The organism is Flavobacterium notoginsengisoli, from assembly GCF_014207905.1.
GTDB classification, from domain to species: domain Bacteria; phylum Bacteroidota; class Bacteroidia; order Flavobacteriales; family Flavobacteriaceae; genus Flavobacterium; species Flavobacterium notoginsengisoli_A.
In genome coordinates this window covers 384626-397268 of record NZ_JACHLB010000003.1, presented here as the reverse complement: position 1 = coordinate 397268, position 12643 = coordinate 384626, and the positions used below count along the sequence as shown (strand labels likewise).

Sequence of the window (12643 nt, the reverse complement as noted above, 5' to 3'; positions counted from 1 at the left end):
ATAATATCCTTCTTGTCTGTCAGACCAATATAATTCCTTCCTAATTATAGTGACAGACTGTTGGTCCAGAAGGCTATTTCATAACTATACTATTTACCAAACCTCATTACTTCATGTATCAATTTGTAAAATATATTGTGCTGTTTTTTGCAGTATCATTAAGTCTAATTTCTTGTAAACAAAATCAGGGAGACAAAATAAAAGTTGGTTTTTCGCAGGCAATGACCACAGACGACTGGCGAAAACAAATGAACAGTTCTATTAAAATCGAAGCTTCTTTAAGACCAGAAGTCGATTTAACAATTAAAGACGCTAACAATAATGCTAACAAACAGATAGAAGATATCGAACGCTTTATTTCAAATAAAGTCGATGTTATTATTGTATCTCCAATTCAATCCAAACCCTTAACGGCTGTTGTAGAAAAATCAATAAAAGCAGGAATTCCGGTTTTAGTTGTAGACCGAAAAATAGAAGGTGAAAATTATACCGCCTATCTCGGTGCTGATAATATCGAAATCGGCAGAATTGGTGCTCGTTACATTATTTCGCACAGTAAAGGTTCTGGAAAAATTATAGAAATTACGGGTGCTGCAGGATCATCACCTGCTTACGAAAGAGCGCTTGGTTTTAATCAAGTTATTAATGAAAATAAGCGTTTTACGATTGTAAAAACCATTCAAGGAGATTGGGAAAAAGAATCTGTAAAAGCACCATTGAAAGCAATTCTTCAGCAAAATTCTGATATCGAATATATTTTTGCACACAATGATAGAATGGCTTTAAGTGCTTGGGAAACGGCAAAAACTTTAGGTTTAGAAAACAAAATTAAATTTATTGGTGTTGATGCTCTAAACAGCGTAAATGGCGGAATCGAGTTGGTAAAAAGTGGCGTTTTAGATGGTACAATTTTGTATCCAACAGGAGGAAATGAAGCTTTAAAATTAGCCTTGAAAATTTATAATAAAGAATCTGTTTCTAAGAATAATATATTGAATACCATTGTGATAGATGATAATAATGCCGAAATTATCGAAAATCAAATGGATAAAGTTGACCAGCAGCAATTGGTTATAGAATCACAGCAAGGTGCTATAAAAGTTCAAGAAAAGGAATATGCTTCTCAGAACAATTTAGTTCGGTTATTAAGTTTCTTTTTGGTTATCATTTTAAGTTTGACGATTTACAGTATTTATTCTACGATTTCTATTTCTAGAAAGAAAAAGCAATTGGAGAGAATTAATCAAACCGTAATTGATCAGAATAGCGAAATTCAGGAAATGGCAGCAATTGCATCTAAAAGCAATGAAGCAAAATTGAGTTTTTTTACGGGACTTTCGCACGAATTTAAAACGCCCATAACTTTGATTATGAGTTATGTAGAATCTTTAATCGAAAATGATAAAATCAAAGGAACAGCTTTAATCGATGAGGTTAAATTGATTCATAAAAACTCAAATCGTTTGCTGAGGTTAATTAATCAATTATTGGATTTTAGAAAAATTGAAGAGCAGAAATTTACTTTAAGAGCTTCAAACATAAAAATTTACGATTTTACCAATGAAGTTATGGCTAATTTTAAAGGTGAAGCAATTCGTAGAAATATTGATTTTCAATTAATTGCTAAAAATAAAAATCTCGAACTTTTTATGGATAGCGGATTAATGGACAAAGTGTATTTCAATTTGCTTTCTAATGCTTTTAAATTTACTCCTGACAATGGTAAAATCACGATTTCAATTATCGAATCTGCAGACAATTCAGTAAAAATTCATTTTAAAGATTCTGGAATCGGAATTCCTGAAGATGAACAATCTAATGTTTTTAATCCGTTTTTTAGAGCTTCAAATAATAATAAAAATAGTTCGGGAATTGGTTTGCATCTATCAAAAGAATTTGTGCTTTTGCATAAAGGAACAATCGAATTAAAATCGAAACAAGGAAGCGAATTTGTGATTACTTTATGGAAAGGAAAAGAGCATTTACAGCCCTCAGAAATAGTTCAAAAAGTAGAAAATCAAAATAGTATTTCAAGTTTAATCACTGATAATTTAGATTTAGAATCTGAATTGAAAGATTTAAATGTTGTTTCAGATTCAGAGAAACATTCGCTTTTAATTATAGAAGACAATATTGATTTGGTAACATTCTTAAAAGCAAAATTATCAAACGAATATATTGTCAATATTTCTGATGGAAGTGACGCGATAGAAAAAGCTTTAGAAATTATTCCAGATATTATTATTTGCGATATAAATCTAGTGGACAAAGACGGTTATGAAATTACTAAAGAATTGAAAAAAGATCTTCGTTCTTCGCATATTCCTATTATTATTTTAACTGCTCAAAGCAATAAAGAATCTGTTTTAAAAGGACTGCAAAGCGGAGTAGATCAATATCTGACAAAACCATTTAGCCTTTCAATTTTAAAACAATCTATTCTAAGTTTACTTTTTAACAGAGAAAAACTACGCTATTATTACACCAACAATATTTACCGTGTAGAACCAGAATCCAAATTCGGAAACCAAGAACAGACCTTCATTACTAAAATGAACAATATCATTATGAATAATGTCGAAAATCCGAAGTTTTCTGTTGAAGAATTGGCAGACAAACTGGGCGTTTCTCGAGTTCAGTTGTATCGAAAAGTAAAAGCCATTATCGGAATCAATATTAGCGACCATATTAATAACGTGAAATTGGAGAAAGCAGCAGAACTTTTAAAGTCAAATGATATGAATATTTCAGAGATTGCGTATTCGCTTGGATTCTCAACTCCCAACTATTTTTCGACCGCTTTTAAGAATAAATTCGGAGTTTCTCCAAAAGAGTACAAATCATCTTTGTAAAGACTTTAAAAAACGTTTCATTTTAGGTATCAATTTTGAAACTTATGTAACACAATTGAAACTACAAGGTTTTCGTAAATGTTTTTTAATCTTTTTAAATGCTTGTAAATAAAGGTTTTATTGTTGAAATGACAATGTATCAATATTTATAGAAATAAATTGTAACATCATTAAAAATAAGTTGATTTTTTTGCAGATATCTTAGCAACAAGTTTTAATACATGTACAATGAATAAGATATTGATTTGGTCTATTACTGCTGCATTGGCAGGTTTTCTTTTCGGTTTTGACACCGTAGTAATTTCTGGAGCTGATAAACAATTACAGCTTCTTTGGCATTCCTCAGATGCTTTTCATGGTTCAGTTGTAATGGCAATGGCATTATGGGGAACAGTTGTCGGTGCCATTTTTGGAGGAATCCCAACGAATAAAATCGGACGTAAAAAAACGTTATTCTGGATTGGTATTTTATACTTTGTTTCTGCCGTTGGAGCTGCTTTTGCAAACGATCCTTTTGTATTTGCTGCTTTTAGATTTATTGGCGGTTTAGGAGTTGGAGCTTCAACAATTGCGGCGCCAGCTTACGTTTCAGAAATTGCTCCCGCAGACAAACGCGGAAGATTGGTAGCTTTATATCAGTTTAATATTGTATTGGGAATTTTAATGGCATTTATTTCTAACTTCTTTTTAAAAGATATTGGAGAGAATGCGTGGAGATGGATGATAGGCGTTCAAGCAATCCCGTCTTTTATTTATATACTTTTTATTTTAGGAATACCAGAAAGCCCAAGATGGTTATTGTCTAAAAACAGAGATGAAGAAGCTCGTAAAGTTTTATTGGCAATAGATCCTTCTGCAAGCATTGAAAATCTTATTGATGATTCTCGTGAAAATGGCGTAGTAAAGCATGAGAATATCTTTATGAAAAAATACCGTTTTCCTTTAATCTTAGCTTTTTTAATTGCTTTTTTCAATCAGTTTTCGGGAATTAATGCGTTTCTTTATTATGCGCCAAGAATTTTTGAAGAGGCAGGTTTAGGACAAAATACTGCTTTATTAAGCAGTATCGGAATCGGAGTTACTAATCTTATATTCACTTTAATCGGAGTAACATTAATTGACAAATTAGGAAGAAAGTTGTTAATGTACATTGGTTCAATTGGGTATATTATTTCGCTAGGTTTGGTATCGGCAGCCTTCTATTACAATTGGGGCGGACTAGCAGTTCCTGTTTTCCTTTTCTTGTTCATTGCTTCTCACGCCATTGGTCAGGGAGCTGTAATTTGGGTTTTCATTTCAGAAATTTTCCCAAATCATATTCGAGCATCAGGGCAGGCATTTGGAAGTTCGGTGCATTGGGTTTTAGCCGCGATTATTCCATCATTAATTCCGATGTTATTTTCGGAAATTGGGCCAGAAGTCGTATTCCTGATTTTTACTTTGATGATGGTTTTACAATTATTATTTGTGATTTTTTTAATGCCAGAAACCAAAGGAATTTCTCTGGAAGTATTAAGTGAAACATTAACTAAAAAAAATAGCAGAAATGAAATTAACAAAACAGCTGCCGCTCGCTCTATATAGTGCTATAGTAATATCTATGGCGGGTTGCATACCATTTTCGGCTTCGGCGCAGACTAAGGTTTTGCCGAATACAATGGAAGAAAAAATGTACCGTCCTAATTTTCATTTTACACCCAAAAAAGGATGGATGAATGATCCAAACGGAATGTTTTTCGCTAACGGATATTATCATTTGTTTTATCAATATTATCCAGACAAAAGTGTTTGGGGACCAATGCATTGGGGACACGCGATAAGTAAAGATTTGGTGAAATGGGAAGAACAGCCAATCGCAATTTATCCGGATAATGATAAATATATTTTTTCTGGAAGCGCCGTTGTAGATGTCAACAATACATCGGGTTTGAAAAAAGGAGAAAATGCACCAATTATTGCCATTTATACTTTGCATGATATGACAAAAGAAAAAGAAGGCAAAATTGATGTAGAGCAGCAGGATATTGCTTTTTCTAACGATAACGGTTTTACATGGCAGAAATTTGAGGAAGGAAATCCTGTCGTGAAAAACCCTGGAATTCGTGATTTTCGCGATCCAAAAGTTACGTGGGATGAAACGCACAAACAATGGATTATGGTTTTAGCAGCGCAAGACCGAGCGCATTTTTACAAATCATCTAATCTTAAAAAATGGGAATTTTTATCTGAATTTGGAAAAAATATCGGCGCTCACGGCGGTGTTTGGGAATGTCCTGATTTCTTTCAGATAGAAGTAGAAGGAACAAAAGAAACGAAATGGGTTTTAATTCAAAACTTAAATCCAGGAGGACCAAATGGAGGTTCTGGCGTGCAATATTTTGTGGGAGATTTTGACGGAAAAACATTTACACTCGATCCAGATTTTGCAAAAAGATTAGAAAATGAAAAAGCCGTTTGGGCAGATTATGGAAAAGACAATTACGCTGGAGTAACTTGGAATAATGTTCCAGCTTCAGATGGAAGAAGATTGTTTATCGGCTGGATGTCTAACTGGGAATATGCGCAGCAAGTTCCAACAACTTCTTGGCGAAGCAGTACAACAATTGCTCGCGAATTGCAATTGGTAAAAAATGGAACTTATTACAATTTGGTAAGTCAGCCGGTTAAGGAACTTGATAATTATGTTTCTAAAACTATTAAAACAGCAGATCTAAAAGGAAGTGGTGATTTAGTTTTAGTAAAAGAAGGAGTTGCAGATTTATCTCAAACTATTATCAGTTTAGATTTGAAGAAATTAAAACAGGAAAACTACACTTTAAAACTTTCAAATGCTGATGGAGAAACTTTAAGTTTTGGTTTGAACAATAAAGAAAATTACTTATTTGTTGATCGTTCAAAAGCTGGAAAAAATGATTTCTCAGATAAATTTGCTGCCACAGTTAGCAAAGCCTTTTTAAATGGAAATCAAAAAGAAGCTTCGTTTAAATTTATTTTGGATAAAACTTCAATTGAAATCTTTTATAACAATGGCGAAAAAGTGATGACGGAAATCTTTTTCTTAGAAAAACCTTTCTCAAAACTTTCTATTTCTTCCAAAGAAAAAATAGAGATAAACAATTTTAAAATTCAAGAATTAAATTTTTCTAAAAGTCATTAAAACATGAGTGCTAAAATTATTTTCTTTTAGCAGAAAAATCATAAATAAGTCGTAATAACCACTAGAAAGTATCATGCTTTCCGACCTTTTATGGCTTTTTCCGAAATAAAAAACTTCTAATTATCAACCAAATAAAACCGAAATGAAAGTAACTAAATTACAGTCGCTTGCTCTTTATTGTGCAACAGTATTTTTTACCTCAAGTTTTGAATTTTCTGCTGTAATAGCACAAACGAAATCAGTTGCCACTACTGCTGTTTCTGAAGCAGAAATGTATCGTCCTAATTTTCATTTTACGCCAAAAAAAGGCTGGATGAATGATCCTAACGGAATGTTTTACGCAAACGGTTATTACCATTTATATTTTCAGCATTATCCAGAAAAAAATGTTTGGGGACCAATGCATTGGGGGCATGCCATCAGTAAAGATATGATTGTTTGGGAAGAACAGCCAATTGCCATTTTTCCAGATAAAGAAAAATATATTTTTTCAGGAAGTGCCGTTGTCGATACGCAAAATACTTCAGGTTTTGGTAAAGACGGAAAAGCGCCAATTGTTGCCATTTATACTTTGCATGATATGGAAAAAGGAAAAGATGGAAAACTGGATACAGAACAACAAGACATTGCGTATTCTACCGATGGTGGATTTACTTATAAAAAATTTGATGAAGGAAATCCGGTCGTAAAAAATCCTGGAATTCGCGATTTTCGAGATCCAAAAGTTTCTTGGGATGAAGCCCGTAAACAATGGATAATGGTTGTTGCAGCTTCAGATAGAGATCATTTTTATAATTCTAAAGATTTAAAAAACTGGAAATTTTTATCGGATTTTGGTAAAGATTTAGGCGCGCACGAAAGCGTTTGGGAATGTCCAGATTTCTTCCAAATCAAAGTAGAAGGAACCAATGAAAAGAAATGGGTTTTACTGCAAAGTTTAGGTCAAGGAGCAGCAAACGGCGGTTCAGGAACGCAGTATTATGTGGGAGATTTTGATGGAACCCAATTTACCGTTGATCCTAATTTTGAACAAAGAATTAAGAGAGAAAAAGCCGTTTGGATAGACTATGGAAAAGACAATTATGCAGGCGTAACGTGGAATAACATTCCAACTTCAGACGGGCGACGATTGTTTATTGGTTGGATGGTGAGTTTAGATTACGGCGGAAGTGTTCCGACAAATGGATGGAGAAGCAGTATGACAACGCCACGCGAAATGCAATTAATCAAAAAAGGAAATGAATACAGTTTGATCAGTAATCCAGTTAAAGAACTTGATAAATATGTTTCTAAATCAATTGAGAAAAAAAGCCTGAAAGTAAAAGGTAAAACAGCTCTTTTTGAATCTGGAAAAATAGATTTAAGACAAGCAGTTATCAGTTTCGATTTAAAGAATTTAAAACAAGATAACTACACTTTTACACTTTCAAATGCAATTGGAGAGTCACTAACTTTCGGATTGAATAATGCAGAAAACTATTTATTTGTTGATCGAACAAAAGCTGGAAAAATTGACTTTTCAGACAAATTTGCTTCAATCGTTCACAAAGCAAAATTGGACAAAAATCAGAAAGAGGCAAATTTTAAAATTGTTCTCGATAAAACTTCAATAGAAATATTTTACAACAATGGCGAAAAAGTAATGACCGAAATCTTTTTCCTAAATCAGCCATTTAACTCCATTTCAGCTTCTTCAAATAGCGGAATTGAACTTACTAACCTTGTAATTAACCAATTAAATATAAACCAAAACCAGTAATTTATGAAAAGTAAAATCATTTATTTTCTATTCTTCTTTTTTTCTATGCTGATATTGTCAGCTCAGGAAAATCAAGTAAAGGGAACAGTAATTGCGTCTGATGACGGAATGCCGCTGCCTGGCGCGACTGTAACTATTTCAGGAACGAATATAAGTACAGCAACCGATTTTGATGGAAATTTTTCTTTCCAAAATATTGCCTCTAATGCAACAATCGTAGTTTCTTTTATTGGATTTGCTCCACAAACTATCGCGGTAAACGGACAAAAAACACTCAATATTACTTTAAGTGTCGATAATAATCAATTGAATGAAGTTGTCGTTACAGGATATTCTAAACAAAAGAAAACCGATATTACTGGAGCTGTTGCTGTTGTGAGTGTGAAAGAACTTCTGAAACAGCCAGAACCAAACCCGATTAAAGCTTTACAGGGAAGAATTGCGGGAGTAAAAGTTTCTTCTGACGGATCTCCGAGTGGCGCAAATACGAAAGTTGTCATTCGTGGAGTTGGAACATTAAACAATACAGATCCACTTTATGTAATTGACGGAATGCCAACTAAATCGGGATTACATGAATTAAACCCAAATGATATCGAGTCGATTCAGGTTTTAAAAGATGCTTCTTCTGCGAGCATTTATGGTTCGAGAGCTTCAAACGGGGTAATTATTGTGACTACGAAAAAAGGAAAAGAAGGTAAAATGAGAATTAATTTTAGCACTTATACTTCGCTTTCTAGCTATTCTAATAAATTGAGCGTTATGAATGCTGATCAATTTGGTCGCGCGTTGTGGCAAGCTAATATTAATGATGGTTTAGATCCTAATAGCAATAATGTTCGTTATCAGTTTGATTGGGCAAATGTTAATGGAAAAGCGCAATTAAATAGAGTGATTATTCCTGAATATTTAGATGCAGAACAAACTTTAAAATCGGCAGATACCAATTGGTACGATGAAGTTTCTCAAACTGGAGTTGCAAATTCTTATGATTTATCTGTTTCTAATGCTTCAGACAAAGGAAGTTATGTTTTCTCATTGGGTTATTATGGAAATGAAGGTGTAGTAAAAACAACAGATTTCGAGAGAATTTCTGCGAGAATGAATGGTTCTTATAAATATTTTGACGGAAAATTGGTTATTGGCGAAAACTTCACTTTAAACAGAACAAACGAAGTTACAGATCCAGGAGTTTTAGATCCTGCGCTTCGTGCATTGCCAATTATTCCCGTAAGAACGGTTGATGGAATAGGATGGGGAGGACCAGTTGGCGGAATGAATGACAGACAGAATCCAGTTCGTCTTTTAGAATACAATAAAGATAATAAATACGATTATTTACGTCTTTTCGGGAATGCATATGCCGATTTGGAAATCATTAAAAATCTGCATATTAAAAGTAGTTTTGGTATTGATTATGGTTATTATAAAAAACGCACTTTACAAAGAAGTTATAAGTCAGGTTATTTACAAAATGATCAAACTTCTGTAACGATTGATCAATCTGTAAGCGATAAATGGACTTGGACGAATACGGCACTTTACAGTTTAAATTTTGGAAAAAGCAATTTGAATTTAATGGCTGGAACCGAGATGTACAAAGACACGTACGACACAACCACTTTACGTAAAAACGACTTTTTGATTGAAACGCCAGATTATATGTATCCTGATGCAGGAACTGGAGAATCTTTTACAAGCGGAACTTCGACCGTATATTCTTTGCTTTCTTATTTCGGGAAAGCAGATTACGAATTTGATAATCGTTATTTGCTTTCGGCAACTATTCGTCGTGATGGTTCTTCTCGATTTGGAAAAAACAATCAGTTTGGTACTTTTCCAGCGGTTTCTGGAGGTTGGAGAATTAGCAATGAAAATTTCATCAAAAATCACGTTCCTGCAATTTCCGATTTAAAATTAAGAGCAGGCTGGGGACAAACAGGAAATCAAGAAATTAGCAACACAGCAGTTTATTCACTTTATTTGGCAACTTACGCAGGCGGAAGTCCAACTTGGTCAACTTCTTACGGAACAGCATACGATATTGCAGGAAATGGAAACGGTCTTCTTCCGTCTGGTTTTATCGCTACGCAATCTGGAAATGACGACTTAAAATGGGAAACGACAACGCAGACCAACGTTGGTTTAGACTTTGGTTTCTTTAAACAAAAATTAAGTGGATCTGTTGATTATTATATCAAGAAAACAGATGATATTTTGGTGCTTCCCGCTTATTTAGGAGTTATTGGAGAAGGTGGAAATCGTTGGGTAAACGGAGCTTCTATGGAAAATAAAGGTTGGGAGCTTTCTCTTGGCTATCAAGATGAAACATCTTTCGGATTGAAATATGAAATTTCTGGAAATATTGCTGCCAATAAAAACAAGATTACGCAATTGCCAGACGAAGTTAAAAACAATTACGGCGGAGACGGATTAAATGATAATATTTTAGGAAGACCAATCAATTCGATGTACGGATATGTAACAGACGGCTTATTTACAACGCAAGATCAAGTTAATAATTCGCCAATTCAGGAAGGAAAAGGTTTAGGAAGAATTCGTTACGTTGATCTTAATGGAGACGGACAAATTACAGACAAAGACCGTACGTGGATTGGAAATCCGAATCCTGGTTTTCAATACGGAATCAACTTAAATCTGTCTTATAAAAACTTCGATTTTACCACTTTTTGGGAAGGAACAGGAAATGTAGATGTGATTAATAATACCAAATATCAAACAGATTTCTGGAGTGTTGATGATGTGGGATCTAATAAAGGAACTCGATTGCTAAATGCTTGGTCTGTAGATAATCCAAATTCTACAATTCCAGCTTTGACAACAGTAGATAGAAATGCAGAAAACAGATTTTCAACTTATTATGTAGAAAACGGAAGTTATCTTAAACTAAGAGTTTTGCAATTGGGTTACAATCTTTCAAAAAACTTTTTGAAGAAAATAAATATGGAAAGTTTTAGAATTTACATCAGCGGGCAAAACTTACTGATCTTAGATTCGAAAAATTTCACAGGAGTTGATCCAGAAAATGCTGGATTTGGATATCCGCAGCCAACGACTTTTACTGCAGGTCTTAATTTCACTTTATAACCAAAGATTCAAAACAATGAAAAAAATATTATATATATCAGGATTTTTAGCGATGATTTTATTCGCTTCCTGTTCCGATTTTTTAGAAAATAATCCGCGAGGGGTTTTATCAGAAGACGATATTGTAACTCCAGAAACTATTGAAGGTTTTATGAATGCTGCTTACGCGCAGTTAGGAAACGATCATTATGATTCGCCATACAGTTTGTGGCCTTTTGGAAACGTTCGTTCTGATGATGCCTACAAAGGCGGAAGCGGTACAAATGATATTCAGGTTTTTCACTTTTTTGAAGTATCAAACAATATTAGACCTGATTTTGGAGAATTAGACACTTTTTGGTACAACAGTTATGTTGGAGTTGGAAGAGCCAATAAAGCTTTGAAAGCATTAGAACAAATCTCAGAAGCCGATTTTCCATTAAAGAAAACACGTGTTGCAGAAATGCGTTTTTTAAGAGCACATTTTTATTTCATGCTTAAAATCATGTTTAGAAATGTACCTTATATAACCGAAGATATTCCAGTTGAAGAATACAAAACCATTTCAAATGTAGCACTTACAAACGAAGAACTTTGGAATAGAATTGCAGAAGATTTTCAGGCTGCAGCCGATGTTTTGCCAGAAACACAGCCGCAAGTTGGTCGCGCTACACAAAAAGCAGCTTATGCTTATTTAGCTAAAACACGTTTGTATCAGGCGTATACGCAAGATGATAATTTTAAAGTAACTGGAATCAATCAACAGCATTTGCAGGAAGTAATTGCAGCAACAGATAAAGTGATCGGAAAAGCGACTTTAGAACCTGATTTTGCGAATAACTTTTTGCCTGGAAGTTATGAAAATGGCCCAGAATCTATTTTCTCTATTCAGTTTTCTGATAACGACGGAACTTTGTACGGAAGATTAAATTTCTCAGACGTGCTTTCAACACCTCAAGGTTTAGGATGCTGTGATTTTCATAAACCAAGTCAGAACTTAGTAAATGCTTTTAAAACAGGAGCAGACGGTTTGCCTCAATTTGATACATACAACAATCAAGATTTTGATTATAAAAACAGAAATGCCAATACGGTAGATCCAAGATTATATCATACCGTTGCAATGCCTGGTTTGCCTTATAAATATGACCCAGAATATGTATATGTTGAATCTTGGGTTCGTTCTCCGGGAACTTACGGTTATTTTGCTTCTTTAAAAGAAAATGTTGCGCCAAGCTGCAGCTGTTTTGTCAATATTGATCCGTTTTACGGGAATTCAAAAAACAGAATTCAAATTCGTTATGCCGACGTGATTTTAATGCGTGCAGAAGCTTTGATTGAATTAGGAAGACAAGCAGAAGCTTTGCCTTTAATTAATGAAATTAGACAAAGAGCTTCGCAAAGTACAGGAAGATTGCCTTATGCAAATAACTTTAACATTAAAACTTATGTTGATGGAGTTAACTGTAATTGGACACAAGATTTCGCTCGAAAAGCAATGCGTTGGGAACGAAGATTAGAATTGGCAATGGAAGGAAGCCGATTCTTTGATCTAGTTCGTTGGGGTGTTACAGATCAAGTTTTAAACACTTTTTATGCTGGAGAAAAAACAAAAAGAACGTATTATCAAGATGCTAATTTTGATGCGCAAAAAGAAGAATATTGTCCAATTCCGTTGAAACAGATTAATTTCAGCCAAGGACTTTACAAACAAAATCCGGGTTATTAAGGAGAAAAATAGAAACAAAATATTAAATAATCTACGTTGGGTGTAATTAAAAAATAGAT

General features: G+C 33.9%; 6 protein-coding genes. All 6 read left to right on the top strand.

All coding sequences use genetic code 11. The annotated features are described in order from the left end of the window. Window positions 1-113: 113 nt before the first annotated feature. Window positions 114-2852 carry a substrate-binding domain-containing protein gene (locus HNP35_RS12010; protein ID WP_184162040.1) on the top strand — a complete coding sequence of 913 codons (2739 nt, stop codon included), beginning with the start codon at window positions 114-116 and terminating at the stop codon, window positions 2850-2852. Between the two features lie 228 nt (window positions 2853-3080). Next, window positions 3081-4436, top strand: a complete 1356-nt coding sequence (locus tag HNP35_RS12005) for a sugar porter family MFS transporter (RefSeq protein ID WP_184162037.1) — start codon at window positions 3081-3083, stop codon at window positions 4434-4436. Continuing rightward, entirely contained in the window at window positions 4399-6009 is a 1611-nt protein-coding gene (locus tag HNP35_RS12000) for a glycoside hydrolase family 32 protein (RefSeq protein WP_246453498.1), read from the top strand. Before HNP35_RS12005 ends, HNP35_RS12000 begins: the two co-directional genes overlap by 38 nt. A 142-nt stretch (window positions 6010-6151) precedes the next feature. After that, a complete protein-coding gene (locus HNP35_RS11995; RefSeq protein WP_184162034.1) occupies window positions 6152-7768 on the top strand; it encodes a glycoside hydrolase family 32 protein in 1617 nt (538 codons plus the stop codon). A 3-nt stretch (window positions 7769-7771) separates the two neighbouring features. After that, window positions 7772-10876 (top strand): SusC/RagA family TonB-linked outer membrane protein, encoded by a 3105-nt coding sequence (locus HNP35_RS11990; RefSeq protein WP_184162030.1) that lies wholly within the window; start codon window positions 7772-7774, stop codon window positions 10874-10876. Window positions 10877-10892: 16 nt separating this feature from the next. Continuing rightward, the gene (locus tag HNP35_RS11985; protein WP_184162027.1) at window positions 10893-12584 is read left to right on the top strand and encodes a RagB/SusD family nutrient uptake outer membrane protein; all 1692 of its coding nucleotides are present in this window, start codon (window positions 10893-10895) and stop codon (window positions 12582-12584) included. The last annotated feature ends 59 nt before the right edge of the window (window positions 12585-12643 follow it).

Coding starts and splice junctions, on each gene's coding strand:
- HNP35_RS12010 (WP_184162040.1), top strand. CDS start 114: ATGTATCAATTTGTAAAATATATTGTGCTGTTTTTTGCAGTATCATTA.
- HNP35_RS12005 (WP_184162037.1), top strand. CDS start 3,081: ATGAATAAGATATTGATTTGGTCTATTACTGCTGCATTGGCAGGTTTT.
- HNP35_RS12000 (WP_246453498.1), top strand. CDS start 4,399: ATGAAATTAACAAAACAGCTGCCGCTCGCTCTATATAGTGCTATAGTA.
- HNP35_RS11995 (WP_184162034.1), top strand. CDS start 6,152: ATGAAAGTAACTAAATTACAGTCGCTTGCTCTTTATTGTGCAACAGTA.
- HNP35_RS11990 (WP_184162030.1), top strand. CDS start 7,772: ATGAAAAGTAAAATCATTTATTTTCTATTCTTCTTTTTTTCTATGCTG.
- HNP35_RS11985 (WP_184162027.1), top strand. CDS start 10,893: ATGAAAAAAATATTATATATATCAGGATTTTTAGCGATGATTTTATTC.